The sequence below is a fragment of the Streptomyces durhamensis genome (assembly GCF_000725475.1).
In the GTDB taxonomy this organism is placed as follows: Bacteria; Actinomycetota; Actinomycetes; order Streptomycetales; family Streptomycetaceae; genus Streptomyces; species Streptomyces filipinensis.
This window is the reverse complement of the sequence record NZ_JNXR01000016.1, coordinates 106520-133303: the sequence shown is the minus strand read 5'-3', so window position 1 is coordinate 133303 and position 26784 is coordinate 106520. Positions and strand designations below refer to the sequence as shown.

At 71.9% G+C, this 26784-nt stretch carries 28 protein-coding genes and 1 pseudogene; 13 read left to right on the top strand and 16 right to left on the bottom strand.

The features are described from left to right. Positions 1 to 107: 107 nt before the first annotated feature. The 3 genes from gap to argG all read right to left on the bottom strand — a co-directional run bounded on the left by gap (position 108) and on the right by argG (position 3848). Complete coding sequence (gene gap / locus IO33_RS0124975) at positions 108 to 1106, bottom strand: type I glyceraldehyde-3-phosphate dehydrogenase (RefSeq protein ID WP_031168785.1); 999 nt, start codon at positions 1104 to 1106, stop codon at positions 108 to 110. A gap of 125 nt (positions 1107 to 1231) precedes the next feature. After that, a complete protein-coding gene (locus IO33_RS0124970) occupies positions 1232 to 2188 on the bottom strand; it encodes a GlxA family transcriptional regulator (protein WP_031168783.1) in 957 nt (318 codons plus the stop codon). A 211-nt stretch (positions 2189 to 2399) separates the two neighbouring features. Further along, positions 2400 to 3848 (bottom strand): argininosuccinate synthase, encoded by a 1449-nt coding sequence (argG, locus tag IO33_RS0124965; protein WP_031168782.1) that lies wholly within the window; start codon positions 3846 to 3848, stop codon positions 2400 to 2402. Positions 3849 to 3992: 144 nt separating this feature from the next. Here argG and IO33_RS0124960 point away from each other — a divergent pair, with 144 nt between their 5' ends. Continuing rightward, positions 3993 to 4802: a DUF427 domain-containing protein gene (locus IO33_RS0124960; RefSeq protein ID WP_031168780.1), complete on the top strand. Its 810-nt coding sequence runs from the start codon at positions 3993 to 3995 to the stop codon at positions 4800 to 4802. Positions 4803 to 4842: 40 nt separating this feature from the next. Here IO33_RS0124960 and IO33_RS0124955 read toward each other — a convergent pair whose 3' ends face one another. Next, positions 4843 to 5403, bottom strand: coding sequence for a YciI family protein (locus tag IO33_RS0124955; RefSeq protein WP_031168778.1), 561 nt, complete (start codon positions 5401 to 5403; stop codon positions 4843 to 4845). 142 nt (positions 5404 to 5545) lie between these two features. Here IO33_RS0124955 and IO33_RS0124950 point away from each other — a divergent pair, with 142 nt between their 5' ends. Continuing rightward, positions 5546 to 6214: an O-methyltransferase gene (locus IO33_RS0124950; protein ID WP_031168776.1), complete on the top strand. Its 669-nt coding sequence runs from the start codon at positions 5546 to 5548 to the stop codon at positions 6212 to 6214. A 103-nt stretch (positions 6215 to 6317) separates the two neighbouring features. Here the strand turns inward: IO33_RS0124950 and IO33_RS0124945 are convergent, their stop codons facing one another. After that, entirely contained in the window at positions 6318 to 7976 is a 1659-nt protein-coding gene (locus IO33_RS0124945; RefSeq protein ID WP_031168774.1) for a penicillin-binding transpeptidase domain-containing protein, read from the bottom strand. A gap of 102 nt (positions 7977 to 8078) precedes the next feature. Continuing rightward, on the bottom strand, positions 8079 to 8648 hold the full coding sequence (locus IO33_RS0124940; protein ID WP_031168772.1) for a TetR/AcrR family transcriptional regulator: 570 nt from the start codon (positions 8646 to 8648) through the stop codon (positions 8079 to 8081). A gap of 84 nt (positions 8649 to 8732) precedes the next feature. Here IO33_RS0124940 and IO33_RS0124935 point away from each other — a divergent pair, with 84 nt between their 5' ends. After that, on the top strand, positions 8733 to 9656 hold the full coding sequence (locus tag IO33_RS0124935) for an SDR family oxidoreductase (protein ID WP_031168770.1): 924 nt from the start codon (positions 8733 to 8735) through the stop codon (positions 9654 to 9656). 148 nt (positions 9657 to 9804) lie between these two features. Here IO33_RS0124935 and IO33_RS0124930 read toward each other — a convergent pair whose 3' ends face one another. Together IO33_RS0124930 and IO33_RS0124925 are read right to left on the bottom strand one after the other, a co-directional pair. Then, on the bottom strand, positions 9805 to 10341 hold the full coding sequence (locus IO33_RS0124930) for an AAA family ATPase (RefSeq protein WP_031168768.1): 537 nt from the start codon (positions 10339 to 10341) through the stop codon (positions 9805 to 9807). 109 nt (positions 10342 to 10450) lie between these two features. Further along, positions 10451 to 11185 carry a TioE family transcriptional regulator gene (locus tag IO33_RS0124925; RefSeq protein ID WP_031168767.1) on the bottom strand — a complete coding sequence of 245 codons (735 nt, stop codon included), beginning with the start codon at positions 11183 to 11185 and terminating at the stop codon, positions 10451 to 10453. A gap of 101 nt (positions 11186 to 11286) precedes the next feature. Between IO33_RS0124925 and IO33_RS0124920 the strand changes: the two genes are divergently transcribed. Both IO33_RS0124920 and IO33_RS0124915 read left to right on the top strand, forming a co-directional pair. Next, positions 11287 to 12447 (top strand): erythromycin esterase family protein, encoded by a 1161-nt coding sequence (locus IO33_RS0124920; RefSeq protein WP_031168765.1) that lies wholly within the window; start codon positions 11287 to 11289, stop codon positions 12445 to 12447. Positions 12448 to 12544: 97 nt separating this feature from the next. After that, positions 12545 to 12943: an ACT domain-containing protein gene (locus IO33_RS0124915; RefSeq protein WP_031168763.1), complete on the top strand. Its 399-nt coding sequence runs from the start codon at positions 12545 to 12547 to the stop codon at positions 12941 to 12943. 201 nt (positions 12944 to 13144) lie between these two features. Here IO33_RS0124915 and IO33_RS0124910 read toward each other — a convergent pair whose 3' ends face one another. Next, a complete protein-coding gene (locus tag IO33_RS0124910; RefSeq protein WP_051926934.1) occupies positions 13145 to 13639 on the bottom strand; it encodes a GNAT family N-acetyltransferase in 495 nt (164 codons plus the stop codon). Between the two features lie 503 nt (positions 13640 to 14142). Between IO33_RS0124910 and IO33_RS0124905 the strand changes: the two genes are divergently transcribed. Further along, positions 14143 to 14793 carry a hypothetical protein gene (locus IO33_RS0124905; RefSeq protein ID WP_031168760.1) on the top strand — a complete coding sequence of 217 codons (651 nt, stop codon included), beginning with the start codon at positions 14143 to 14145 and terminating at the stop codon, positions 14791 to 14793. Positions 14794 to 15014: 221 nt separating this feature from the next. On the opposite strand, the gene IO33_RS0124900 is transcribed toward IO33_RS0124905, so the two are convergent. Beyond that, on the bottom strand, positions 15015 to 15971 hold the full coding sequence (locus tag IO33_RS0124900) for a hypothetical protein (RefSeq protein WP_031168758.1): 957 nt from the start codon (positions 15969 to 15971) through the stop codon (positions 15015 to 15017). Between the two features lie 980 nt (positions 15972 to 16951). Between IO33_RS0124900 and IO33_RS0124895 the strand changes: the two genes are divergently transcribed. After that, positions 16952 to 17701 carry an SDR family oxidoreductase gene (locus IO33_RS0124895; protein WP_031168756.1) on the top strand — a complete coding sequence of 250 codons (750 nt, stop codon included), beginning with the start codon at positions 16952 to 16954 and terminating at the stop codon, positions 17699 to 17701. A gap of 55 nt (positions 17702 to 17756) precedes the next feature. Here the strand turns inward: IO33_RS0124895 and IO33_RS0124890 are convergent, their stop codons facing one another. Then, positions 17757 to 18815 (bottom strand): YihY/virulence factor BrkB family protein, encoded by a 1059-nt coding sequence (locus tag IO33_RS0124890; protein WP_031168754.1) that lies wholly within the window; start codon positions 18813 to 18815, stop codon positions 17757 to 17759. Between the two features lie 106 nt (positions 18816 to 18921). Between IO33_RS0124890 and IO33_RS0124885 the strand changes: the two genes are divergently transcribed. Further along, positions 18922 to 19530: a YdeI/OmpD-associated family protein gene (locus tag IO33_RS0124885; protein WP_031168752.1), complete on the top strand. Its 609-nt coding sequence runs from the start codon at positions 18922 to 18924 to the stop codon at positions 19528 to 19530. 33 nt (positions 19531 to 19563) lie between these two features. On the opposite strand, the gene IO33_RS0124880 is transcribed toward IO33_RS0124885, so the two are convergent. Continuing rightward, positions 19564 to 19761 (bottom strand): hypothetical protein, encoded by a 198-nt coding sequence (locus tag IO33_RS0124880; RefSeq protein ID WP_031168750.1) that lies wholly within the window; start codon positions 19759 to 19761, stop codon positions 19564 to 19566. A 1-nt stretch (position 19762) separates the two neighbouring features. Here IO33_RS0124880 and IO33_RS0124875 point away from each other — a divergent pair, with 1 nt between their 5' ends. From IO33_RS0124875 to IO33_RS0124865, 3 genes and pseudogenes are all read left to right on the top strand, one after another. Continuing rightward, positions 19763 to 19957, top strand: coding sequence for a sensor histidine kinase (locus tag IO33_RS0124875; RefSeq protein WP_031168748.1), 195 nt, complete (start codon positions 19763 to 19765; stop codon positions 19955 to 19957). 51 nt (positions 19958 to 20008) lie between these two features. Further along, positions 20009 to 20474 (top strand): annotated as a pseudogene (locus tag IO33_RS44455) (MerR family transcriptional regulator). Positions 20475 to 20482: 8 nt separating this feature from the next. Continuing rightward, positions 20483 to 21514, top strand: coding sequence for an aldo/keto reductase (locus IO33_RS0124865; RefSeq protein ID WP_031168747.1), 1032 nt, complete (start codon positions 20483 to 20485; stop codon positions 21512 to 21514). Between the two features lie 18 nt (positions 21515 to 21532). On the opposite strand, the gene IO33_RS54130 is transcribed toward IO33_RS0124865, so the two are convergent. Next, the gene (locus IO33_RS54130) at positions 21533 to 21610 is read right to left on the bottom strand and encodes a 50S ribosomal protein bL37 (protein WP_373305753.1); all 78 of its coding nucleotides are present in this window, start codon (positions 21608 to 21610) and stop codon (positions 21533 to 21535) included. Positions 21611 to 21839: 229 nt separating this feature from the next. Between IO33_RS54130 and IO33_RS0124860 the strand changes: the two genes are divergently transcribed. Continuing rightward, positions 21840 to 22313: a GreA/GreB family elongation factor gene (locus IO33_RS0124860; RefSeq protein WP_031168745.1), complete on the top strand. Its 474-nt coding sequence runs from the start codon at positions 21840 to 21842 to the stop codon at positions 22311 to 22313. Here IO33_RS0124860 and IO33_RS0124855 read toward each other — a convergent pair. Further along, complete coding sequence (locus IO33_RS0124855) at positions 22310 to 24799, bottom strand: ATP-dependent Clp protease ATP-binding subunit (protein ID WP_031168743.1); 2490 nt, start codon at positions 24797 to 24799, stop codon at positions 22310 to 22312. The two genes, IO33_RS0124860 and IO33_RS0124855, sit on opposite strands and share 4 nt — an antisense overlap. Before the next feature lie 190 nt (positions 24800 to 24989). Here IO33_RS0124855 and IO33_RS0124850 point away from each other — a divergent pair, with 190 nt between their 5' ends. After that, the gene (locus IO33_RS0124850) at positions 24990 to 25361 is read left to right on the top strand and encodes a thioesterase family protein (protein WP_031168742.1); all 372 of its coding nucleotides are present in this window, start codon (positions 24990 to 24992) and stop codon (positions 25359 to 25361) included. Positions 25362 to 25379: 18 nt separating this feature from the next. Here IO33_RS0124850 and IO33_RS0124845 read toward each other — a convergent pair whose 3' ends face one another. Together IO33_RS0124845 and IO33_RS0124840 are read right to left on the bottom strand one after the other, a co-directional pair. Continuing rightward, complete coding sequence (locus IO33_RS0124845) at positions 25380 to 25757, bottom strand: NUDIX domain-containing protein (protein WP_031168741.1); 378 nt, start codon at positions 25755 to 25757, stop codon at positions 25380 to 25382. Between the two features lie 105 nt (positions 25758 to 25862). Further along, on the bottom strand, positions 25863 to 26744 hold the full coding sequence (locus tag IO33_RS0124840; RefSeq protein ID WP_031168740.1) for a YegS/Rv2252/BmrU family lipid kinase: 882 nt from the start codon (positions 26742 to 26744) through the stop codon (positions 25863 to 25865). Positions 26745 to 26784 lie beyond the last annotated feature (40 nt).

Here is a 26784-nt window from a genome sequence, read left to right as displayed (position 1 = left end):
CCGGATGGGGGGCTTTCCCCACGCCCCCGCAGGGTGTTGCCACCACTTCACGCCGCTGACCTCGGCGTTTCCTGGACCACCCCCGGGCATCCGGTCCAGGTCTGCGCTCAGCGCGCGGCGAGGAGTTCCAGTGTGTCGATCACACGGTGGGAGAAGCCCCATTCGTTGTCGTACCAGGCGACCACCTTGATGTGACGGCCGTCGACGCGGGTGAGGAGGGAGTCGAAGACGGAGGAGGCCGGGTTGCCCGTGATGTCGGCGGAGACCAGCGGGTCGTCCGAGTACTCCAGGACGCCGGCGAGCGCGCCCTGTGCCGCGGTGCGGTAGGCGGCCAGCACGTCCTCGCGGGTCACGTCGCGTGCGACGGTCGTGTTGAGTTCGACGATCGAGCCCACCGGAACGGGCACCCGGATCGAGTCGCCCGACAGCTTGCCGTCGAGGTTCGGCAGCACCAGGCCGATCGCCTTCGCCGCGCCCGTCGTGGTGGGCACGATGTTGACGGCGGCGGCGCGGGCCCGGCGGGCGTCCCGGTGCGGACCATCCTGGAGGTTCTGTTCCTGTGTATAGGCGTGCACCGTGGTCATGAACCCGTGCTCGATCCCGGCCAGTTCGTCCAGCACGGCGGCCAGCGGCGCGAGCGCGTTGGTGGTGCAGGAGGCGTTCGAGACGATCGTGTGCAGGGCCGGGTCGTACGCGTCGGTGTTGACCCCGTACGCGAGGGTGACATCGGCGCCGTCGGACGGGGCGCTCACGAGCACCTTCCGCGCGCCCGCGTCGAGGTGCGCGCGGGCGGCCTTCGCCGACGTGAAGCGGCCGGTCGCCTCGAGGGCGATGTCCACGCCGAGTTCGGCCCACGGCAGCCGCGCCGGGTCGCGCTCGGCGAGGACGGTGATCCGACGGCCGTCGACGACGAGGGCGTCACCGTCGACGGTCACCGGGCGGCCGAGCCGGCCGGCCGTCGTGTCGTAGGCGAGGAGCCGCGCGAGGGTGGCGGGCTCGGTGAGGTCGTTCACCGCGACGACCTCGAGGTCGCTGTCGCGTTCGAGCAGTGCGCGCAGCACATTGCGTCCGATACGGCCGAAACCGTTGATGGCGATGCGAGTCATGAGGGGTGCCCCTTGGATTCTGCTGTGTGCTGATGGTCTCCGGTGCGCCACCAGCGTCGCCTGCCGTCGGCGCGGATGACCGTGTCGTGAGCGCCATGGTTCGCAAGGATCGCGCCAGCGCCCGGCTACTCGCCCTGGGTGAAGGTGCGCCGGTACTCGCTGGGGGTGGTGCCGAGGATGCGCTGGAAGTGGGTCCGCAGATTGGTGCCGGTGCCGAGGCCGACGTCGGTGGCGATCTGCTCGATGCCGCGTTCCGAGCGTTCGAGCAGTTCCCGGGCCAGGTCGACGCGGGCGCGCATCACCCACTGCATCGGCGTGTAGCCGGTGTCCTCGACGAAGCGCCGGGAGAGCGTGCGCGGCGAGACCGCGGCATGGCGGGCGAGCACCGTGAGGGTGAGGGGCTCGGCGAGGCGGTGCAGGGCCCACTCGCGGGTCGCGGCGAACCGCTCGCCGAGCGGCTCGGGCACACTGCGCGGCACGTACTGGGCCTGTCCTCCGCTGCGGTAGGGGGCGGCGACCAGGCGCCGGGCCGCGTGGTTCGCCACGGCGACCCCGAGGTCCTTGCGCAGGACGTGCAGGCACAGATCGATGCCGGAGGCGGCGCCGGCCGATGTCAGCACACTGCCCTCGTCGACGAAGAGCACGTTCTCGTCGACCCGGACGAGCGGGTGCTTCGCCGCGAGGGCCCGTGCGTAGTGCCAGTGCGTCGTCGCGCGCCTGCCGTCGAGCAGGCCCGTGGCCGCGAGCGCGAAGGCTCCCGTCGAGATCGCGGCGAGCCGGGTGCCCCGGGCGTGGGCGGCGAGCAGGGCGTCGACGACGGGTCGCGGCGGGTCCTCGCGGTCCGGGAACCGGTACCCGGGGAGGAAGACGATGTCCGCCCACGCGAGGGCCTCCAGGCCGTGGGCGACGTGGTAGGACAGCCCGTCACCGCCCGTCACCAGGCCGGGCACCGCCCCGCACACCCGCACCTCGTACGGCATGCTCGCCCGCGTCGTGAACACCTGCGCCGGGATCCCGACATCGAGCGGCTTCGCGCCTTCGAGCACCAGGACGGCGACGTGTTGCAGACGGGGGGACGGCACGTCACACAGCGTACGAGAGCCGCGGGCGCCCCTGCCGTGGCGGTACGGGTGGGCGATGCCGGACAGACCGTCGCGGACCGCAGCGCCCCTTCCCCACTCGCCGTGCCGTACGGACACCGGGCAGCGCCGTTCCCCGGCGTACGACGACGGGCCCCGCCGGTGTGAGACCGTCGGGGCCCGCTGCCCGAGGCGGGTGGCCCGCCCGGTGGCGTCAGTCCGTGCCGGACTCCATCGCGGCGCGGTCCAGGGCCGCGTCCTCCTCCGAGACCGCGCCCCGGGAGGCGATCGCCTCGGCGCCGCCCTGGGGCATCGCGCCGATCAGACCCGTGGAGGCGGCCTGGGCCGCGCCGATCAGGGCCGGGTGCTCGGTGCCGACCATGCCGAGGTCCGCGTACTGCTCGAGTCGCGCGCGGGAGTCGGCGATGTCGAGGTTGCGCATGGTGAGCTGGCCGATCCGGTCCGACGGGCCGAACGCGGAGTCCTCGGTGCGCTCCATGGACAGCTTGTCCGGGTGGTAGCTGAACGCCGGGCCGGTGGTGTCGAGGATCGAGTAGTCCTCACCGCGGCGCAGCCGCAGCGTCACCTCGCCGGTGACCGCCGCGCCGACCCAGCGCTGCAGCGACTCCCGGATCATCAGCGCCTGCGGGTCCAGCCAGCGGCCCTCGTACATGAGGCGGCCGAGCTTGCGGCCCTCGTTGTGGTACTGCGCGAGGGTGTCCTCGTTGTGGATCGCGTTGACCAGGCGCTCGTACGCCGTGTGCAGCAGCGCCATGCCGGGCGCCTCGTAGATGCCGCGGCTCTTGGCCTCGATGATCCGGTTCTCGATCTGGTCGGACATGCCGAGGCCGTGCCGGCCGCCGATGGCGTTGGCCTCCATGACCAGCTCGACCGGCGAGGCGAACTCCTTGCCGTTGATCGTCACCGGCCGGCCCTGGTCGAAGCCGATCGTCACGTCCTCCGGGGCGATCTCGACCGAGGGGTCCCAGAACCGCACGCCCATGATCGGCTCGACCGTCTCGATGCCGGTGTCCAGGTGTTCCAGGGTCTTGGCCTCGTGGGTGGCGCCCCAGATGTTGGCGTCGGTCGAGTACGCCTTCTCCGTGCTGTCGCGGTAGGGCAGCCCGTGCGTGAGCAGCCACTCCGACATCTCCTTGCGGCCGCCCAGCTCGGTGACGAAGTCGGAGTCCAGCCACGGCTTGTAGATGCGCAGGTGGGGGTTGGCGAGCAGGCCGTAGCGGTAGAACCGCTCGATGTCGTTGCCCTTGAAGGTGGAGCCGTCGCCCCAGATCTGCACGTCGTCCTCGAGCATGGCCCGGACCAGGAGGGTGCCGGTGACGGCGCGGCCGAGGGGCGTGGTGTTGAAGTAGGCGCGCCCGCCGGAGCGGATGTGGAACGCGCCGCAGGCGAGTGCGGCCAGCCCCTCCTCGACCAGGGCGGCGCGGCAGTCGACCAGGCGCGCGAGCTCGGCACCGTAGGTGGTCGCACGGCCGGGCACCGAGGCGATGTCGGGCTCGTCGTACTGGCCGATGTCGGCGGTGTAGGTGCACGGGACGGCGCCCTTGTCGCGCATCCACGCGACGGCGACCGACGTGTCGAGGCCGCCGGAGAACGCGATACCGACGCGCTCGCCGACCGGAAGGGAAGTGAGGACCTTGGACATAGGAAGAGTATGCATCATTCCGTATGCCCATGCATAGTGCGGGTTCACCGCGGTCCCTTTCGGGTGCGACGGCCTGCCTGGCACGCGGCCCGCCGCTGCGCCAGCATGGAGCCGCCCCACGACGAGGGAGAAGGAGGTCCGGCCATGACCACCCACAGCACCGCCCGGCCGTCGCACACCACTCCGGAGGGCCTCCTCTGGGAGCCCAGCGAGCGCTGGGTGCGCGGCCGGACGGGCGAGGTCACCGTCGTCGACAGCCGCCGTCCGCTCCTCGTGTGGGAGCCCGGCGTCCCGGTGCCGCTGTACGCATTCCCGCGCGCAGACGTGCGCGAGGACCTGCTGCGCCCGGCGAAGAACCCGCCGACCGGGACCCACACCGGATCGACGCTCTTCTACGACCTCCTGCTGGACGGCGAGCTGCTGGAGAACGCGGCCTGGACGTTTCCCTCGGAGGACCTGGCCGGCCACATCGCCTTCGAGTGGTTCCGGCGCACGGGCAGGGGCCTCGACCGCTGGTACGAAGAGGAGGAGGAGATCTTCATCCACCCTCGCGACCCGCACAAACGCGTCGACGCGATCCCCAGCAGCCGGCACGTCGTCGTCGAGATCGGCGGGCGGGTGGTCGCCGACACCCGCCGGCCGGTCCTCCTCTTCGAGACCGGCCTGCCCACCCGCTACTACCTCCCGCGCGAGGACGTCCGCCTCGACCTGTTCCAGCCCACCGGCCACCGCACCGGCTGCCCCTACAAGGGCACCGCCGAGTACTGGTCCTGGCGCACCGCCCACGGCGCGGCGGACGTCCCGCCCGACGTCGTGTGGAGCTACCCGGAGCCGCTGCCCGCGGTGACCGCGATCAGGGGACTGCTCGCCTTCTACAACGAGGCGGTCGACATCACGGTGGACGGCGAACGCCTCGAACGCCCGGTCACGCACTTCACCCGAGCGCGACCCTGAGGGTGCCGCTCGGCCCGGCGGCTTCCCCGCCCCGGCCCGTTCATGACCGCCGGCCGCCGAACGTCCACGCGTGGACCTCGACGTGCGCATACCGCCCCGGAGCCAGGACGGCTCGTGCCGCGTCCGGCTCCGGCGCCCGGAGCAGGGCGGCCGCGCCGAGCCAGGCGGTGCCGTCGTCGGACAGCAGCGGTCCGTACGCGATCAGCTCGTCCCGCCGCGGCGGCGGCACGTCGTGGCCGGCGCCGCCCGCCTCTTCGACGCCGAGGCCGAGCACCAGGAAGCGGTTCCCCGCGGTCCGGCCGCCCGGGAAGTCCCACATGGTGCGCCCCAGGGTGTTGCGCCAACGGCGCAGCAGGACATCCCGGTACACCCCTGCCCGGTGGTTGGGCTCGTCGAAGGCGAAGGCCCTGGCGGCAGCGGAGTCCGGCAGGTCGACGATGTGCACGCTGCCGGTGGGCGTCTGCGCGTCGGCGGCAAGGGTCGGGCCGCGGGCGATCATCTCCTCGCCGTACTGGTCCATGTAGGCCCAGTGTTCCTCCAACAGTGCGTCGCGCAGGGGCCGGGAGCCGGACCGGTCACGGTGGTAGCAGAAGAACTCCATGACCCCGGACTCTCCCCCACCCCGGGCCTGCACCTCAACCGCTTTGGCAACCGCTTCCGTTCGGCAAAGCCATTGACAGGCTGCCGCACCACTCTAGTACGTTCCCTTTCGGAACTTAGTGAGTATCGAAAGGGAACCTACCGTGTCTCAGCAGACGTGGACCGCCGTCGACGACTACTTCAACGACCTGCTCGTGAAGGAGGACGACGCCCTGCTGGCGGCCGCCGAGAACAGCGACGCCGCCGGGCTCCCGGCGATACAGGTGGCTCCCAACCAGGGCAAGTTGCTGCACCTGCTCGCCCGGCTCCGGGGCGCTCGCCGGATCCTGGAGATCGGCACCCTCGGCGGCTACAGCACCATCTGGCTCGCTCGTGCCCTGCCGGAGGACGGCCGTCTGGTCACGCTGGAGAGCGATCCGGACTACGCCCCCGTCGCCGCCGCCAACATCGCCCGCGCCGGACTGGATCACCTCGTCGACATCCGTGTCGGCAAGGCCCAGGACTCGCTGCCCGTGCTCGAAGCCGAGGAAGCCGGCCCGTTCGACCTGGTCTTCATCGACGCCGACAAGCCCGCCAACCCCGAGTACCTGCAATGGGCGCTGAAGCTGACCCGGCCCGGCAGTGTCATCGTCGGCGACAACGTCGTCCGCGACGGCGCCGTCACCGACGCGGCCAGCGACGACCCCCGCGTGCAGGGTGTCCGCCGGTTCACCGAACTCATCGCCGAGCACCCCCGGTTGACCGCCACCACGCTCCAGACGGTCGGCTCCAAGGGCTACGACGGCTTCACCCTCGCCCTCGTCACCGACTGAGCGAGACGGCGCGGCACCGAGCGCCTACGACGCCACCGTCGCCGTCGCCCAGCTCTCGGCGTCCGGACAGGAGCAAGTTGCGCCTCCCGCGAGGGAGTTGAGTTCAGCTGCCGGTCAGCAGCCGCCGGACCACGTATCCGGCCGAGTCCACGCCGGAGCTGCCGCCTTCGACCAGTGCCGCGACCGAGATGCGGGAGTTGTAGGCGGTGAGCCAGCCGTTGGTGTGGTCCCCCTCCTCCGCCGTGCCGGTCTTGGCGCCGACCCCCGCCAGTCCGCCCAGTCGCGGAGCGGCCGTACCGCTGGTGGCCACGCCGCGCATCATCGACTGCAGATAGCCGGCCGTCCGGGCGGACAGGGGCCGGGGCGCGGTTTCCTGGTGCTGGCCCGGCAGGATGACCGGCTGTTCGAAGCCGGCGTTGCGGACGGTGGCCGCCACGGACGCCATGACCAGGGGCGTGGCGGTGACCTTGCCCTGGCCGATGAACTGGGCCGCCTGGTCGCCGCCCTCGACGTCCGCCGGAATGCTCGGATCGGTGGTGGCGACCCCGCCGCCGATGGACCAGCTGCCCAGGCCGAACACGTTCACGGCCTCGTCGTGCAGAGCGGAGGCGTCGCCGTCGTGCACGAGGTAGTGGAAGCCGTCCTTGATGAAGGAGGTGTTGCAGGACACCGTGAACGCCTGGGCGAGGGAGGAGCCGGGGTTGGGCCGGACTCCGGAGTCGTTGTGGAACAGCTGGCTGTTGGCCGTCAGGGAGTCGGTGCACGGCGCCGGGCTGCTCGGCGTGAGTCCCGCCCGGTCGAAGAGGGCCGCCGCGGTGACGATCTTCATCGTGGAGCCGGGGGACTTGATGCCGTTGATGGCGATGTCGCCGTCGTCGCCCGTGTGCGCGATCGCGAGGATGTGGCCGTTGCGCCAGTCCAGCGCCACGGTCCCGGCGGGCTTCCGCTGGAGGTGGGTGTCCTTGACGGCGCGCTCGGCCGCTGACTGGAGGCCGGCGTCGATGGTGGTCCTGACGGTCGCCGGCCGGCCCTTGGAGAAGACCTTCAGCGTCTCCACGCCCGCGCCGTCGCCGTCGACCACGGCCACGCCCGTTCCGGGACTGCCGCCGGTGGCCTTCGCGTTCTTGCCGATCGTCGCCGCGATGTCCCGCAGCGACGCGAAACGCGACAGGTCGGTCCTGCCGTCGCTCGCGACGACCTTGGCGCCGGCCGAGCCGGGCGGCAGCTTGCCCGCGGTCAGCGACTGGCCGTCGCCGAGGCCCGGGTACAGCACCGAGTTGTTCCAGTGGACCGCCAGCTGACCGTTCGTGCTCTTCCGCACCGCCACCGCGCTCTGGTAGCTCCAGGTGCCGCCCGCGACCCGGGCGGTGACGTCGAAGGTGACCTTGGTGGCCCCCTGCGTCACCGACGACGGCCCCGCGTCGAGGATGTGGTCGAACGACAGCTTCTCCAGGTGCAGGCCGCGGGCGTAGTCGCGCAGTGCCTGCGAGGCGGCGTCCGGCACGTCGGTGTCGCTCGCCGCACCGTCGAGGTGCTGCTGGGACCAGGTGTCCAGGAACGCGCGGGTCAGCTTCTTCGCCTCGGCACCCGAGGGGGGCGTACTCGACACCGCCGAGGGGTCGAAACCGCGTGCTGCCTGCGAGGTGTCGTCACCGGCTGAACCGGAGACCAAGCCGTGCACGATGTTGTAGGTACCGATTCCCCCGAGGACGAGCAGCGCGGTGGATGTACCGGCGATGCCGATCTTCACAGCTCTGTTCATGCGCAGGATCGTATGTAGATTCCATGAAAGCGCGTGCCCGTCGTCGGTAGATCGTTATCTGAACGTCAGGCGGTCACAGCCGTCGTGACGGCCGCGGCACGGCTACGCGCCGCCCGAGGCCACGGCCTTGAGTTCGGTCAGCGACTCCCGGATCAGCTGCTGCATCGAGGCTTCCTCGGCCGGTGCGATCCAGCGTTCGAAAGCGATCTTGAAGACGGCGACCGCCGTCTCTGCGGCCAGGCTCGCGGCCGGCTCCGCGACGCCGCGGCCGCGCAGGGCGCCGGCCAGCGCGGCCGCCAGTGACGCGAGCTTGATCAGCTCGCGCTCCTGGAGCTCCGCGTTCGCCGTGATCACCGCGTGCCGTCGGCGTGCGAACTCACGCCGGTCGGCGAACATCTCCGCGACGGCGTCCAGACCGACCGTCAGCGCGGCGAGCGGCGCCGCCGACGCGGGGGCGCCGGCGACCGCCCGCACGAACAGGTCCTCCAGCTCACCGGCGCCGGCGAACAACACCTCGCGCTTGTCGGCGTAGTGCCGGAAGAAGGTCCGCTCCGTGAGCCCGGCACTCCTGGCGATCTCCGCCACGGTGGTCTGCTCGTACCCGCGCTCGGCGTAGAGCGCCAGTGCGGCCGTCGCCAGGCGTCCGCGCGCGTCCGGCTCCCATCTCCCCATGCGGAGATCTTACGTGATGACAGACACTGACATCAGGTGTAGCGTCTATGACAGTCACTGACATCAACTGGTGGGGGCTCTCCCATGCGCATCTTCGTCACCGGCGCGTCCGGCTGGATCGGATCCGCCGTCGTACCCGAACTCATCGAGACGGGGCACCAGGTCCTCGGGCTCGCCCGCTCCGACGCCTCCGCCACCGCGCTCGGCACGGCGGGCGCAGAGGTCGTCCGCGGCACCGTCGACGACGTCGACGTACTGCGGGACGCGGCCGCCGCGTCGGACGGGGTGATCCATCTCGCCTTCAAGCACGACATCGCCTTCAGCGGTGACTTCCGGGGCGCCGCCGAGGCGGACCGCCGCGCCGTCGACGCCTTCGGCGAGGCGCTCGCCGGCACCGACCGGCCGTTCGTCCTCGCCTCCGGCGTGGCGGGCCTGACGCCCGGACGGGTGGCGACCGAACGGGACATGCCCACGTCCGACGGATCCCCGGTCTCGATCCGGGCGGTCACCGCGCAGGAGGTGCTCGGTTTCGCCGCGCGTGGCATCCGCTCGTCCGTGATACGGCTCTCACCGACCTGTCACGGCGAGGGGGACAACGGCTTCATGGCCATGCTGGTCGCCCTCGCCCGCGCGAAGGGCGTCTCCGGCTACATCGGCGACGGTGCCAACCGCTGGCCGGCCGTCCACCGCCTCGACGCCGCACACCTGTTCCGCCTGGCGGTGGAACGGGCCCCGGCCGGATCGGTGCTGCACGGTGCCGCGGAGGAGGGCGTCGCGATCCGTGACGTCGCCGAGGTGATCGGCCGGCACCTCGACGTGCCGGTGGTCTCCGTGGCCCCCGAGGCCGCGGCCGAGCACTTCGGCTGGCTGGCGGGCTTCCTCGGACTCGACGCGCCGGTGTCGAGCACCCTGACCCGCGACCTGCTGGCTTGGGAGCCGGCACACCCGGCTCTTCTCGAAGATCTCGGCAAGGGGCACTACTTCCGGACGCCTGCCTCCGGCGTCTGAGCGGACGGGGACGCCCGGCTGGAGGCTCCGGAGACTCGGGCCCCGGCCGGGCCGCCGGCAGGACGGGCGAGGGAGCGCCACGGCTGAACTCGCGGGCGGTCCGGCCCTCGTCCTCGTCGACGGCCCGGCCGCACGGGCGGTTTCGGAGTCAGAGGTCCAGGGGCGGCAGTCCGGCCAGTCCGGTGTCGCGCATGATGTGCTCCACCGTCTCCGCCAAGGAGCTGCCGGCGCCGACGACCGTCTCCGCTCCGCCGGGCAGCAGGTCACGGTGGCGGTACCAGTCCCGCAGGTCGGCCTCACTCACCTCGCCGGCGATCGGCTTGGTCGCGTGGCGGGCGAGGGTCTCGTCGAACGGCACGTGGAGGTAGTAGCCGTGGGTCGGCCCCCGGTGGTCGGCGCGCAGCCGCGCGAGCATGGCGCCATAGTGGTCGGCGTACAGGATGCCCTCCACGACCACGTGGTAGCCGGCGTCCAGGGCGTAACGGGCGACGGTGTCGATCAGACCGATGTTCGCCGCATCCGGCCGGTCCCGCTCGCGCAGCACGACACGGCGCAGGTTGTCCTGCTCCACCAGGGCGAGCCCACGGCCGAACCGGGCGCGGATGCCGGCCGCGACGGACGACTTGCCCGAGGCGCTGTTGCCCCGCAGCACCACCAGCCGGGTCTGTTCGGTACCGACTCTCATCCACCGCAGGGTAGCGGTCGGCGCCTTTCGGGGCGGCGTCCGTCGGCCGCGCCGAGCCGTGACGCGGCCCATGCCGGTCCGCCGGCGGCGCCCCGGTCCGCTCGACGCGTCATGAACGGCCCGCAGGGAGTGTGTGGTTCTCGCTGCCGAGGTAGGCGCTGAGACGCGTGGCGGAGTGCAGCATGGCCAGGCCCTGGGCGGTGAGTTTGCGCTGCCAGGTGTCCAGGGAGGCGGCCAGTGCCTGCGTGCCGCCGGCCGAGCGGATCTGCTGGACCACGGTCGCGATGTGGTCGAGCGGATAGCCCCCGCGCCGCAGGAGGTGCGCCAGTTCGGCGTCGCGGATGTCGTCGGCGCGGAAGACACGGTATCCGGTGGCCGGGTCCCGGGCGGGCGTGAGGATGCCGGCGCTCTCCCAGTTGCGCAAGGTCGCCGGGGTGACGTCGAGTTGGTGCGCGAGTTCGCCGACGGTGCGGGTTCCGGGGTCCGGTGCGGGGGCCGGGGCTGCCGGAGACTTTGCTGTCAGGTCGCGTACCGCCGTGCGCACGGCGTCGAGGGTGTCCCGGTCCCGGAGCAGCTGAGCGTGGCCGCGGTCGACGATCGCCAGGGCCTCGTCGAGTGCGTCCCGGTGGACGGCGTTCATGATCTGGCCGGCGGCGGCGTATCCGTACGCCGGGACGAGCGCGAGGTAGGCACGGAGCGCTGCCGCGTGCAGCTCGGTGTAGATCCGGTAGCCGCTGGCGGTGCGCTCGGCGGGCGGGATGCATCCGTGCCGCTCGTAGTTGCGCACCGCCTGCGTCGAGATGCCGTGCTCGCGCGCGAGGTCGGTCGGTCGCAGGGTGCTCACCGGTTGAGACTTTATCCCAGTCCGCACCTCGACACAGCGCGAGGTGCGGGCAGTGGTTCCGCAAAGTCTCAACCGGTCTTTCAAAGATACGATTGAGGTCCATGAGTCAGGACATCCGCGACTTCGTGACCCCCTCATGCGACCTCTTGGCGCTCGGGGAGCCCACACACCAGGAACCGGCCTTCGGGCGGGTCCGCAACGAGCTGTTCGCCCAGCTGGCCTGCCACGGCTTCCGGTCGATCGCCCTGGAGACCGATCGCGTGGCGGCCCTCGCCGTGAACGACTACGTCCAGGAGGGAACGGGGAACCTCGACGCGCTCATGCGCGACGGCTTCTCCCACGGCTTCGGCGACCAGGACGCCAACCGGCGGCTCGTCAGCTGGATGCGCGAGCACAACCGGAACCGGCCGCCCGCAGAACGTCTGGCCTTCCACGGCTTCGACGCGCCGCTGGAGACCACCACCGCACCCAGCCCACGGACCTGTCTGGAACACGCCCGCGACTACCTGGGACTCGACCTCGATCTGGCGGAACTCACCGGCGACGACACACGGTGGAGCCGACCCGAGGCGGTCCTGGACCACACCATGTCGCCCGGTGCCACCGCCGAGGCCGAGCGACTGCGGTCGATCGCCGATGACATGCTCGTCTCGCTCTACGGCCGCGCCCCCGAACTGATCGCGGCGACCTCCCGCGCCGCGTGGACGAGGGCCAGGACACACCTCACCGCCGGCCTCGACCTGCTGCGCTACCACAAGCAGTCGGCGCAGCCCCTGGAACCGAGTCCGCGGATAGCCGGCCTGGCCGCCACCCGTGACGCGCTCATGGCCCGGAACCTCCTGGACATCCGGGCCATAGAGGAGCGGCGGGGCCCGACCCTGGTCTTCGCGCACAACCTCCACCTGCAGCGAAACTCCAGCGTCTGGAGCCTGGGCGACCTGGCCGCCCGGTGGTCCGGTGCCGGCGCCATCGTGGCCTCGCTGCTGGGCGAACGGTACGTGTGCGTCGCCGGCAGCCTGGGCCGCAGCGAGGCTCTGGGGCTTCGGGAACCCGCCCCGGACACCCATGAGGGCCTCCTGCAGAGCCGCACCAGCACCTGGCGCCTCGAACAACCGGCAACCGCGGACCCGGCCGCGCGCACCCGGACGGACACACACCCGAGGCAGGGCTACTTCCCGCTCGACCGGGCGACACTGGGCGCGGTGGACGCGGTCCTGCACGTCAGCGACGGCACGACGGCCGGCACACCCGCACACACATGACGCGGCCGGGCGGCCGACCGTGTACCGCCGGGCCACGCGGAGGTCCGTCACTGCCCGCCTGCCCGGCGCGCGGCCGGTCGCCGCGTAGGCTGGGCCGGTGACCGGTGAGACTGATCTGCAGACACTGCTCAGCGGCATGCGTCCGGAGCTGAATCCGGGCCGCTATGTCTTCACCATGGCCGAGGGAGGGGTGCCGTCCGGTGTCAGTCCCGTGGTGATGGTCGCCGAGCAGGAGGGTCTGACCCTCGTCGTGCCGCAGGCGGAGGCGGACGCGGCGGGAATGGCGTACGACTACGTGGCCGGATGGATCACCTTGCGGGTGCACTCCGCGCTGGCCGCGGTCGGTCTGACGGCGGCCGTCTCCCGGGCGCTCGCCGACGCGGGCCTGAGCTGCAACGTGGTCGCCGGCTTCCACCACGACCACCTCTTCGTGCCCTACGAACAGGCCGGGCAGGCCGTGGACGTCCTCCAGGGCCTGTCCCGCGCCTCTTCCTGAGCCGACGGTCGGCCCACTGCTCCGAGGCGGCGGCAGGGGCTGGCCTGATCCGGCCGCGCCGGGTGTCCGGCCGTGGCGCGGCGGCGCGTGGACACGTCGGCTGCCGCAACTCCGGGCCACGACCGGGATGTTCGCGGCGGTGTCGGCGTCCCGCGGTGCGAACAGGGGTCCGGGGTCGGATCCCGGGAGCGGGTGCCCTCATCACGGGGTGTCGGTGGGCGCGGGGACCGGTTCACGGACCATGAACACGTCCACCGGGTCCTCGCTCTCCACGGTGAAGCCGTGGCGCTCGTACAGCCGGCGGGCCCTGCTCCCCTGGAGCACGTTCAACCGGATCCGGCTGTCCTCCCGGTCGCCCCGCTCCGCCACCATCCGCAGCACGGCCGATCCGATGCCCCTGCTCTGCAGGGTCGGGTCGAGGTAGAAGTGCTCCAGCCAGTGACCGTCCGGCGCCGGCCGCAGCGCCACACATCCGGCCAGCACACCGCCCACCTCGATCACCTGGGTGTGGTCCGGCGCGAACCCGTCCCGCAGCCGCTGCCGTACCCGGTGCTCGTCGTACCGGCCGAGACGCTCCAGGTCCGCTCTCATCACCACGGCCCGCAGCTCGGCCACCGGCTCGACGTCCGCAGCCTTCGCGGGACGTATCTCCCAGTCCGCCCTGATCGAGATGCTGGCGCGCAGGGGGCGGCGCATGCGGCCGCCCTGTGGCGCCTGCGGACCGCGGCCAACGACGCGGGGAGAAGGGCGGGATGGCCCGGCGGCCGCCGGTCGGAGGCGGTTTCGGGCCGACGGCCCTGACGCACCCGCCCGGCCCGCCCGGGCGCGTCCGCCGCCGCGCCACCGGGCGGACACACCACGGGTGTACCGTCCGCGACCACATGACAGGCCGGACACGTCAGGGGAGTTCACCGCCGCCGTGTCACCCGATGGTGTGCGTCATCAGGGAATCCGCCGCCTCGTGCATCCGCCCTGGCCGGACGCGCCGGCCTTCGGCATCCTCAAGGGTGGATGCCGTATGCCGGCGCAACGCACAGGATTCACTCAGTAGAAACAGGTCGGGCCACCCGTATCATCCAAGTGTCGGGACACCCCCACAGGAAACCCCGCTCTGCCGGGAAGCCGCAGCACAACTCCCGCTCCCCGCTTGCCGCAACCGGAGGCAAAGGAGCGCACCACACTCACGATCGGAGCGACAGATGCCTGAGCCCACCACACCCGTCACCGAGTTGACCTCGCAGTACGTCAGCCAGGTGACCAACGACCTCGAGCACAACGTCAAGGAACAGGAGCGCATCACCGCCGAAATCGTGGCGCTGCAGGAGCAGTTGACCGCCCTGCAGCATGATCACACCATTCTGACGAGCATGCAGCAGGCGCTCGGCGTGACCTCGGTGGCCGCACCCGCCACCACCGACAGTGCCGTGGTGCCCGGCCCGCGGACGAAGACCACGGCCACCGCCGGCACACGCCGGACGCCGAAGAAGGCGGCCACGGAGCAGTCCGAGCCAAGGAAGCGGTCCGCCAAGAAGCCCGTGGCCGCGAAGCCCGCGGCGAAGAAGGCGGCGGCGGCCCCGACGGCACAGCCCACTCTCGTCGAGCTCGTCCGCCGCCATCTCGCGGACCAGCAGGAGCCCCGCTCCGCGGCGGAGGTCGCCGAGGCGCTCGAGAAGGCACATCCCGACCGGGCGATCCAGACCAAGGTCATCCGCACCACGCTGGAGAACCTCGTGGCCCGCAACAACGCCCAGCGCACCAAGCAGGGCTCGTCCGTGTTCTACACCCTTCCCGCCGGCTCGGAGCCGGCCACGGCGAGCGCGGAGGAGCCCCAGCCCGAACCCGCCGAGTGAACCGTGGCCCCGTCTCCCCGTCCTGACCGCGCCTGAGCGCCGCGGCGGTGCCCGAGCCCCCGGCCCGCTCGGGAACGGTCTCGCCCGGCACCGAACGGTGTCGCCGAGCCGTGGGACGGGGCCGATCCGGCGCGCCGCGCCGCTCGACGTCGAGCGGGCGTCGCCGCCTGGCACCGGAGAAAGGCTGACGCAGCGTCAGATCAGGCCGCCGCTGCCACGGCTCACATGCCGGGGCTCACCTTCTGTCGTGTCTGGTCGAACTCTGCCACCGGATCGCCGCCGGTCTGCCAGGGCCAGGGGGTGACGAGGCCGCCGACCACCTCGAAGACGGGCCGTGCCTCGGCGCGCCGGTCCGCGGCCATCAGCGCGTAGGCGAGGAGGTTGAGGTCGGCGACCGCCTTGGCGTGACGGAGGAACCCGGGCTGGGCCCATGTGTGCGCCACACGGTCGAGGGCCTGCGCGGCCATCGCCTGGGACCAGTGGTTGCGCGCGACCAGTGCCTCGAACCCGCCGCGGTGGAGGATGGCGTGGTATTGCATGACCTGGGCGGTGAGTTCTGTCGCGACGCACGGTGCGTTGGCGGGCATGCGTGCACCCAGGGTGTCCACGAACTCGAGGACCTGGATGCGCGAGCCCGCCTCCTCCGGGCTGAGGTAGGCCAGCATGCTCAGATAGGCCTCGCGGTTCCAGCGGTCGCGTGCGAGCACCTCGTTCCACACCCCGAAGACCTGGGACTGCTCCCGGCGCTCCAGACGGGCCACCGCGAGGAGGGCCACCCAGGGAGCGGGGTCGTCCGGGGCGAGCTCGGCAGCCCGAAGACATGTCTCGACGGTGCCGGCGGGGTCTTCCAGGCGCCCCTCGGTGCGGCCCCGCGCCACCTGGGTCCAGGCGTGCAGGACGAGTGCGTTCGCGCTGCGGGGCTCACGGGTGACCCAGGAGCGCGGCAGCTGGGACCCGGCGAGGTATCCCGCGAGGACGTCGATGCGGTGCGTCCGGCGGTCCCAGTCGCCGGGGTCCTGCTCCAGGAGCCGGGACATCTGCGCCACACACAGCTCGGTGGTGCCGAAGGTGCCGGTCCTGGTGGTCGCCACGAGAGACTTCAGCAGCTTGCCCAGCTCCTGGTCGTCGAGCTCCGGAGCGAGGCGGGCCCTTCTGCGGCGACTTGAAAGAAATGCCATGGCCGGAGGCTAGGCCGGATCGGTGAGGATACAAGAGCTGGGCCGAGATCGTTATGGTTTACACGTATCATCCGGCATCTGTCCGGGCGGCGGCCGGTTGCCGCTGTTCCGGGGCTGCTCGGGCGCGTCCGTCCCGCTCGTGGCGATGCGTTCTCCGCTCCCTTCGACGAACGGCACCGTTCCTGGCCGGCCGGGCAGGAGGCCGGTGACCGAGCTCCGACGGCGTCCAGCGGTACGGCGTGGAAGGCCAGCACCGCTGCGGCCGTCACGCCCGATGCCGTGGCCGGGCGCCCGGGAGGGACCAGGTCGCGAGCGGGCCGGCGAGCGCGGCGCCCGCCGCGAAACCGGTGATCTTCAGACCGGGGCCGGTGGTGCCGGGTGTCCTCCTCGTGTGCCGCGTCCATGCCCTGGGCGCGGTACCGGACCCGGTAGTCGGTCTCTTCCAGGCCCAGCTCCCAGGATCCCTCGCCGCCCCACAGCACGAGCGCGGTGTCGCCCGAGACGGGGCGGAAGGACACCTCCACGACGTCCTCCCAGCCCGCGTCCGACGGCGGGGCCTCATCGTGCACTTCGACGGTGAAGCCGACGTCTCCCGTGTGCAGTCCGGTCGTCAGCCACAGGGCTCCGGGGACCGCCGCACCGCACAGCCCGCAGGACTGGCCGGCGAACGCGTCGGCGAGGTCCGGGCCGTGGCTGTCCGGATCGCTCTCGACGTAGAGCTGGCCGTAGTGGACATGGACTTCTCCCTCGACCGGCCTGCGCATCACTGCCCCCATCGCCTCCGTGAACGGACCGTGCTTCGCACCCTACGACCCGGCACTGACAACGCCCGTCCACGCCGGTATCCGCGGTGACGGCCAGGCGGCTGGGCGGAGCCGGCAGCGCCGCAGAACCGGGGCCCGCGGCCCCGTACTCCCGGTCGCCAGGTCGAGGTCCGTTCGCCGCCAGCGTTGCCCACGCTCCGCCGGTGGGATGGAGGCATGACTTCACAGGCAACTCTGAACGGCACGAAGGCACTGGTCACCGGCGGCAGCCGGGGCATCGGTGCGGCGACGGCACGGCGACTGGCACAGGAGGGCGCGGACGTGGCCGTGACCTTTGTGCAGGGGAAGGAGGCGGCGGAGGACCTGGTGCGGGAGATCCGGGCGCTGGGGCGGCGGGCGGTGGCCCTGCGTGCCGACGCCGCGGACGCGGCGGAGGCGGCGGAGGCGGTCGGCCGGGCGGCCGAGGCACTCGGCGGGCTGGACGTCCTCGTGAACAACGCGGCCGTCGGACTGATGCAGCCGCTGGAGAGCATGTCGCTCGCCGACGTGGACCGCGTGATCGCCGTGAACGTGCGCGGGGTGTTCCTGGCCGCCCAGGCCGCCGCCGCGCTGATGGCACCCGGCGGACGGATCATCACCGTCGGCAGTTGCATCACCCGGCGCGTGCCGGGCCCCGGCGCCTCGCTGTACGCGATGAGCAAGTCCGCGGTCGTGGGGCTCACCAAGGCGCTGGCCCGCGAGCTGGGCGGGCGTGGGATCACCGCGAACGTGGTGCACCCGGGCCCGACCGACACCGACATGAACCCCGCGGACGGCCCCTTCGCCTCCGGCCAGGCCGCCATGACCGCCCTCGGCCGGTTCGGCACGGCCGAGGAGGTGGCGTCGACCGTGGCCTATCTGGCGGGACCGCGGGCGGTGTACGTGACGGGCGCGGAGTTCTCCGTGGACGGCGGGTACGCGGCATGAGCGGGGGCAGGGCGCACCGTGCTCGCGGCGCGGTGCGCCCCGCCCGCCTGCGGGGTCATGTCTCGTTCAGCCGGCGTACGTCCTCCTCGTCCCACTTCCTGGTGTCCCGGGGCTGGGTGTAGGGCTCGGCCGCGGGCGGATGGCCGCCGGCGACGGCCCGCTGCCGCACGGTCTCCGCGTCGAACTCCAGGCCCAGCAGGATCGCCAGGTTGCTGATCCACAGCCAGACCAGGAAGACGATGACTCCGGCCATGGTGCCGTAGGTCTTGTTGTAGGAGGCGAAGTTCCCCACGTAGAAGGCGAACCCGGCGGAGGCGACCATCCAGATCGCCAGCGCCAGGACGCTGCCCGGGGTGATCCACCGGAAGCCCTTGACCCTGGCGTTCGGTGTCGCCCAGTACAGGATCGCGATCATCATCGTGACGAGCAGGACCAGCACCGGCCACTTCGCGATCGACCACACCGTCAGTGCCATGTCGCCGGCCCCCAGCGCCTGACCGGCGCGGCGGGCCAGACCGCCGGTGAAGACGACGATCAGCGCGCTGGCCACGGCGAGGATCATCAGTACCAGGGTGACGCCGATCCGCACCGGCAGGATCTTCCACACCGGGCGGCCCTCGGGCATGTCGTAGACGGCGTTGGCGGCGCGGATGAAGGCGGCCACGTAGCCGGAGGCCGACCACACCGCCAGTACGAGGCCGACGACGGCCATGACGGAGCCGGTGCCGGCGTTGTTCTGCAGTTGCTCCACGGCCCTGGTGATGATGTCCCGGGCGGAGCCGGGCGCCAGATGCCTGAGGTCGGCCAGCACCTTGTCGGTGGCCGACCTGCCGGCGACGGCCAGCAGCGACACCAGTACCAGCAGCGCCGGGAACAGCGCGAGGACCCCGTAGTAGGTCAGGGCGGCGGCCCGGTCGGTCAGCTCGTCGTCCCGGAACTCGCGCAGGGAGCCCTTGAACACGGCGGCCCAGGCCCGCCTGGGCAGCTTCGCCGGGGTGTCGGGGGCGGCCTGCTCGACCTGCCGGCCGGGCCCGGCCTCCTCCGGTGCCGGTACGCGCGGCGCCTCGACCACGTCCTCGTCGTGGTGGCGCCCGGGAAGATGCAGTTTCGCCATGGCGTTCGGGTAACCCGGCCGCGCGGCCTCAAGCCCGGGGAGGTCGGCGGGAATCAGGTGTGTCGCCGGATTGACCGCTCCACCGACCTGGGTTTGGATGTGACGCATGTCGGGTTCGGCGCAGACGGGTGGAGCACACGACGCGGCGGCCGATCCGGTCCTCGCCTTCGCCTCGCAGGAGGCGTGGGAGGAGTGGCTGGAGGAGCATCACGCCGGCGTGCGGGGCGTCTGGCTGAAGATCCCGAAGAAGGACTCCGGGATCGCCGGCGTCGACTACGCGGGGGCACTGGAGTCGGCCCTCTGCTTCGGCTGGATCGACGGGCAGAAGAAGAAGCTGGACGAGCGGCACTGGCTGCAGCGCTTCACCCCGCGCCGGCGGGGCGGCAAGTGGTCGAGGGTGAACCGGCAGAAGGCGACCGAGCTCACGGAGCAGGGCCGGATGCGACCGGCCGGCCTGCTCGAGGTGGAGAAGGCCAAGGCGGACGGCCGCTGGGAGGCGGCGTACGAGAACCAGGGCGCGGCCACGGTCCCCGACGACCTCCGGGCGGCCCTGGAGGCCGTTCCGGAGGCGCGGGACTTCTTCGCCGAGCTCGACAGCCGCAACCGGTTCGCGATCCTCTACCGCGTCCAGGACGCCAAGAAGCCACAGACCCGGGCGGCGCGTATCGAGAAGTTCGTCGCCATGCTGGCCGCGCGGCAGAAGATCCATCCCTGAACCGCGGCGTGCGGGCCCTGCGGCGGCCGGGGCTCAGGCCCTCCCGGGCCGCGGCTCGCGGCGCCACGGAGGGAGGAGGCCCAGGCCGGCTCCGAGCGAGACGGCTCCCCTGCCCACCACTGCCAGGGTGCCCTGCGTGCTGTCCACCGCGAGGGCGCAGAAGGCGGCGACGGCGCCGTTGAACAGGAACAGGAGCCACAGCACCGGCCGCGACGCGAGGAGGCGGGCCACCGTGCGGCTGGAGCGCCTGCGCACCGGGCTGCGGGCCGTGATCAGCGACGACGGACGCGGCGGTGCCGACGAGCGGGGCGGCTCGGGCCTGCTCGGCATCCGCCGTCGGGTCGCCGCGCTGGACGGCGGGACGACCCTGACCGGTCCCGCCGGGGGACCGACCGTGATCGAGGTGGAGCTCCCCTGCGTGTGGTGATCACCGAGGACACTTGCCTGAAGCGCACTTGAACGATCTAGCGTGGGCCGCATGACGGTGATCGACAGCACGCCCGTGATGTCCTCGCCCGTGGACACCCGCGCGTCCACGGAGCCGGTGCGGCCTCGGCCCGACGGCCAGGACCGTTACACGATCAGCGAGGTCGCGGCGTTGACGGGGGCTCCGCCCGCCCACACTGCGCTGGTACGAACAGATCGGTCTGATGCCGCAGGTGGAGCGGTCGCACGCGGGCCAACGCCGGTTCGACGACCGGGACCTGGAGTGGCTCGCCTGCGTGACCAAGCTGCGGCTGACCGGGATGCCGGCGGCGCACATGGTGCGCTACGCCGCGCTGGTCCGCCAGGGGCCCGCGTCCTACGGGGAACGGCAGCGGATGCTGGAGCAGACCCGGTGTGCTGTCCTCGCACGGATCGCCGAGTTGCACGACACCCTCACCCTGCTGGACACCAAGATCGACTTTTATGCGGACGCCCACCGGGCGTCGGAAGGGGCCTGAGCGCCGTCATGGGCAACACCATCGAACAGATCCGCAAGGTCGAACTGGGCACCGGCGGCCCGCTGGTCGGCGTCCAGGGCTTCGGCGCCATGGGCATCAGCGCCGCCTACGGGCGGACCGACGACGCCGCCGCCCGCGAGACGCTGGAGGCGACCGTCGCGGCGGGCGTCACCCTCATCGACACCGCCGACATGTACGGCGTCGGCGCCAACGAGGAGTTCCTCGCGCCGTTCGTGGCCGCACACCGCGACGAGATCACGCTGGCCACCAAGTTCGGCATCGAATACCGTGCGGACGACCCGGGCTACCGGGCCATCCGCAACGACCCCGGTTACATCAGGCAGGCCGTCGAGGCGAGCCTGCGCCGCCTGGGCGTCGAGGTCATCGACCTCTACTACATGCACCGCCGCGACCCCGGGATCCCGCTCGCCGAATCGGTCGGCGCCATGGCCGAGCTGGTACGGGAGGGCAAGGTCAAGCACCTCGGCCTGAGCGAGGTGACGGGTGCCGAACTGCGAGAGGCGCACGGCGTGCACCCCATCGCCGCCGTCCAGACGGAGTGGTCGCTGTTCAGCAGGGACGTGGAGCACAGCGTGGTGGGCGTGGCGGCCGAGCTCGGTGTCGCCTTCGTACCGTACTCGCCGCTCGGCCGGGGCTTCCTGACCGGCTCCTTCTCCGACGCGGACAAGGAACTGTCCGGCAGCGACTTCCGCAAGCTGCTGCCGCGCTACACCGGTGACAACGCCAGGGCGAACGCCGCGCTCCTCGCTCCCCTGCACAAGATCGCCGCCGATCACGGGGCGACCACCGCGCAGATCGCGCTGGCCTGGGTGCAGCAGCGGTCCGAGGTGCACGGTCTGACCGTCGTGCCGATCCCCGGAACCCGCAAGCGCGACCGCCTGCTGGAGAACGCCGGGGCCACCCGGATCACGCTGAGCGCCGACGAGCTGGCCGTGCTGGAGCCGGTCGCCGGACAGGTGGCGGGTGACCGTTATGCGGACATGTCCCTCACGTCGGCGGCCAGGGAGCCCCAGGCGTGAGGTGAGCCGTCCGGGTCGTCAGCACTGGGGCCGCTTCCCGTGGTTGGCGGCATGGCCGCGGCGCGACTTCTTCTTCCGGCGTCGCTTAGAGGACATGGGAACCTCCTGGGGGCGAGGAAAACGATGCGGACATCCGGATATACCCGGATGTCACCGTAATCACGGTATATCCGGATGTGCCACCCCTCCACCGCAGACCGGGCACTCCTCCGTCCTCGCCGCGCGGTTCGGGACCGCACACCTGCCGGACCTCGTTGGTACGATGCGAAAAATGTCCGACATGTAAGAATTCCCCAGGATTCCCCTCTGGACCGGAGGAGCCGGAATGGCCGGTGGCCCGAAGCCGATCAGCGCCGCGGCCCGGCACGCGCTGGAGCAGGAGCTGGCCGATCTGCGCGACGAGCGCCGGCTCGTCGCCGGAACCCTGCAGGACGCCACCGATGTGGGCGATCAGGCCGACCAGGCCGACGAGTTGCGGCGCGCCGATCAGCTCGACCGGCTGGACCGCCGTATCCGGGACATCACCGAGCGGCTGCGTCAGGCGGAGGTGGCCGGGCCGCCCTCGACGGACGTGGTCGGCGTGGGCAGCACGGTCACCCTCCGCTTCCCGGACGGCGTGCAGGAGACGCTCCAGATCGGCGAGGCCGCCGAGGCCTTCGACCAGAACCTGGTCACCTCGGACAGCCCGCTCGGCCGTGCCCTGCTCGGGCGTCACGCCGGGGACTCGGTGCGCTTCGACACACCGGACGGCCCGTCGAGCGCGGAGGTCGTGTCGATCGGGGACGTGCAGTCCGCCTAGTCGCCGCCCTTGCGCACCGTGCAGTGCAGTGAGTCGTGCTGTACGTCGGCGACGATGGTGTCGCCGGGTCCGGCCTCGCCGCCGAGCAGGAGGGTGGCGATGCGGTTGTCGAGTTCCGCCTGGATCGTGCGGCGCAGCGGCCGGGCGCCGAACTCCGGCTGGTGACCGTGCGCGATGAGCAGTTTCTTCGCCGCCTCGGTGACCTCCAGCGTCATGCCCTGGGCGCGGACACGGCGCTTGCTCTGGTCCAGCAGGTGGTCCACGATCTTGCCGAGGTCGTCCTCGGTCAGCCCGTGGAAGATGATGATGTCGTCGATCCGGTTGAGGAACTCCGGCAGGAACCTCCCGCGCAGATCCTCCATCAACTCGTCCTTCAGCTCGGACACATCACCCTTGTGGTCCAGGATCCGGTACGCGCCGATGTTGGACGTCATGATGATGACGCAGTGCCGGAAGTCGACGGTGCGGCCCTGGGCGTCGGTCAGCCGGCCGTCGTCCAGGATCTGCAACAGCGTGTTGAAGACATCCGGGTGCGCCTTCTCCACCTCGTCGAACAGCACCACACTGTAGGGCTGGCGGCGTACCTTCTCGGTCAGCTGGCCCGCCTCCTCGTACCCCACGTATCCCGGAGGGGCGCCGACGAGCCTGGCGACGGTGTGCTTCTCCTGGAACTCGCTCATGTCGAAGCGGATCATCCGGTCCTCGTCACCGAACAGCAGTGCCGCGAGGGTCTTGGCGAGTTCGGTCTTGCCCACACCGGTGGGGCCGAGGAAGAGGAAGGAACCCACCGGCCGGTTCGGATCGCCCATACCGGCACGGTTGCGGCGCACCGCCTGGGACACGGCCGTGACCGCCTCGTCCTGGCCGACGATCCGGGCGTGCATCTCCTCCTCCAGCCGGAGCAGCTTCTCCCTCTCGCTCGCCGTCAGCTGTGACACCGGGATTCCCGTGCGGCGCGAGACGACGTCGGCGATGTCCGCGGCCGTGACGGAGACGACTCCCTCGCGGCGTTCCTCGATGCCGGCGAGTTCGCCCTCGGCCTCGGCGATCTCCCGCTTCACCTCGGAGGCCTTCTCGAAGTCCTCGACGGTGACGGCCTGTTCGAGTTCGCGGCGCAGACTCGCGATACGGTCCTCACGGCTGACGATCTCCGTCGAACGCCCCGCGCTGCGCAGCCGTACCCGCGCACCGGCCTGGTCCATCACGTCGATGGCCTTGTCGGGGAGGAACCGGTCGGTGACATAGCGGTCGGACAGCTCCGCGGCCGCGACCAGGGCCGCGTCGTCGAACCGGACCTGGTGGTGCGCCTCGTAGGAGTCCCGCAGCCCCTCCAGGATCTGCACGGTCTCCTCCACGGTCGGCTCCGGCACCATCACCGGCTGGAACCGGCGCTCCAACGCCGCGTCCTTCTCCACGTACTTGCGGTACTCGGCGATCGTCGTGGCCCCGACGACGTGGAGTTCGCCGCGCGCGAGCGCGGGCTTGAGCATGTTGCCCGCGTCCATCGAGCCCTCCCCCGTCGCGCCGGCGCCGACGACGGTGTGCAGCTCGTCGATGAACAGGATGATCCGCCCCTTGGAAGCCTGGACGTCCTCGATGACCTTCTTCAGCCGCTCCTCGAACTGACCCCGGTACTGCGCCCCCGCCACCATGCCCGACAGGTCGAGCGCGACGACCCTCTTGTCCTTCAGGCTGTCGGGCACCTCGCCCGCCACGATCCGCTGCGCGAGTCCCTCCACGATCGCGGTCTTGCCCACTCCCGGCTCACCGATCAGCACGGGGTTGTTCTTCGACCGCCGCGAGAGGATCTCGACCGTCTGCTCGATCTCCTCCCCCCGCCCCACCACCGGATCCAGTCTCCCCGCCCTGGCCTCCTCCGTCAGGTCCCGGCCGTACTCGTCCAACGTCGTCGCCGGTGTCTTCTTCCGTTCCGTGGGAAGTCCGTCGCCGCGCGCGGCCTGTTCGGTCAGATCCGTCAGCTTCTTCGTGTCCCTGCCCTCGGCGCGCAGCAGCTTGGCCGCTCCGGTGTCGGTGTCGCCCAGCAGCGCGCCCAGGATGTGCTCGGGGCCGATGTAGGACACTCCGGCCGCCTGCGACTGGGCGAAGGCGGCACCGAGCGTGCGCTTGGCCGCGGGGGTGAGGCCCGGCTGCGAGGAGGGTTCGCCGGACTCCCGGGGGAGGATCTTGCCGAGCTCGTCGGCCAGTGCGTCGGGATCGATGCCCACCTGGGAGAGCAGCCTGCGGGACGGCTCGACCTTCGTGGCCGCCCACAGCAGGTGTTCGGTGTCCAGGTCGGACGTTCCGTCCTCGACCGCCCGCTGTGCGGCCAGGTTCAGCAGTTCCTGCGACGACTCCGTCAGCAGGCGGCCTATGGGCACCCGCTGGACCGCGGGAGGCGACGACGCCGGGGACATCCCGAAGAAGCGGTTGAAGAGTTCGCTGAAGGGGTCCGACGAACCGAACGGTGCACCGAAGGACATCGACATGGCAGCTCCTGGGCGCGGGGCCGGCACTCCGCGGGATCGTTGTTCCGGAGGGTCCGGTTGTTGCGGGGGTCCGTAATCACTGAAACGCGCTGTGGACAGCGCCGCAAACGGAAGACACGACATGCGCGGGGGCCGGCGCGGCCCGGCGGGTGGTACGGCGTGCCGGATTGGCCGACGCTAGCGTGGTGGCATGCGCCACGACGTGACCGATGCCGACACCGCGGCGGCCATGGGCAGCGGTGACGTGCCCGTGCTCGCCAGTCCGCGGCTGATCGCGTGGATGGAGGCGGCCACCGTGGAGGCCGCCGCACCCCTTGTCGAGCCGGGCCGGACCAGCGTCGGAACACAGGTGCGGGTCCGGCATCTGCGGGCCACGCCCGTCGGCGGTCGGGTGGAGGTGAGCGCCGAAGTCGCCGGCTCCGGGGAGGGCGGGCGGCTCACGTTCGCGGTCCGGGCCGTCGACGCCTCGGGGCAGCTGGTCGCGACGGGCGAGATCGACCGCGCGATCGTCGACCGGGAGCGGTTTCTGGCGCGCGTGCCGGATCCGGCGGCGGAGCGCTGACCGCGGGCCCGGCAGGGCTCACGCGGGTGTGTGACCCCGCAGGTACGCGCGTACGGCCGCCGGGAGCGCGGCGCCGGCCGTCTCGGGGATCGGCGTCCAGCGCACCTGCTCCGGCGCGAGGGCGGCCCCGTCCGACGGGGACTCGCTCAGCAGCTGGCACACCACCGCCGACGGCTCGTCGGCCGGGGCCTGGTCGTGCGGGGCCAGGGGCTCGGTGCCGTCGACGAGGTAGCCGGTGAGTTCGTAGACGACGCGGGCCGCGGTGGCCTCGGCCGGCTCGGCCGGCTGCGCAGTGCCCGACGGCAGGGTCCACCGGTCGCCGTCCACCACCAGCAGCAGCCGTCCGTCGTAGAGGACGACCGCCTGCACCACGCCCTGGGCAGGCTCCAGACTCATGACCGACCACCCTTCGTCCCCCGGCACGCCCTGCCGCGTCCTCCTCCCCTACCCAGGGCCGGCCCGTCCTGCACCGAAGCGGTGTCAGTTCTCCCGCGCGGGCGGTCAGTACAGCACCGGCAGGTCTTTGGGCCGTACCCGCACCGTCACGGGCAGCGTGGCGTCGACCTCGCCGTCGGCGCCGTAGGGGACGGGCCGGTCCGCCTCGATGCGCAGTTCCCTGCCGCGCAGGACGCGCACCTCGGGGCGGTGGATGTGGGCGCCTGTCTTCAGCTCGTTCATGAGGGCGAAGAACAGCCTGCGCGGTGCGTCGCGGATCATCACCACGTCCAGCAGTCCGTCGTCGACGCGCGCGTCGGGGGCGATGAGCCGGCCGGAGCCGTAGTAGGGGGAGTTCGCGGCGACCACGGTGTAGCCGCGGTGCATGTGTTCCTCGCCGTCGACGGTGATCCGGTAGTCGGCCGCGCGCCAGGTGGTGACGGCGCGCAGACCGCCCGCGTAGTAGGAGGCGGCGCCGCGCAGCAGCCGGGCGTGGTTGGCGTGCCGGTTGGCCACGGCGTCCACGCCGGCGTAGACGCTGCCCAGGACCACGGTGCGCGGGTGGACGGCCGACTCCACCTCGATGGTGTCGACGGGCCGGGGCTCGGCGTGCAGCAGCAGGTCGGCGAGTGCGGCGGGGTCGGCGGGCAGTTTCAGGGCGCGGGCGAAGTCGTTGCCGCGTCCCGCGGGCACCAGCCCCAGGACGGTACCGGTACCGCTGAGCGCGCCGCCGATGCCGCCGGCGATCCCGTCGCCGCCGACGGCCAGCACGATCCGGCCGCGCTCGCCCGCACGGCGTGCGAGATCCTGGGCGTGGGCGAGGCTGTGGCTGTACTCCGTCTCCAGCTCGGCTCCTGCCTCGCGCAGCAGCCGGGCCAGGTGCAGCAGTGTCGCCGCCCCGGTGGAGCCGCCCGCGGTGGGGTTGACGACGGCGGTGAACTGTCGCATCGGTGTGCCTCCGAAGCAGGCGGATCGGGTGGGTCGGCCG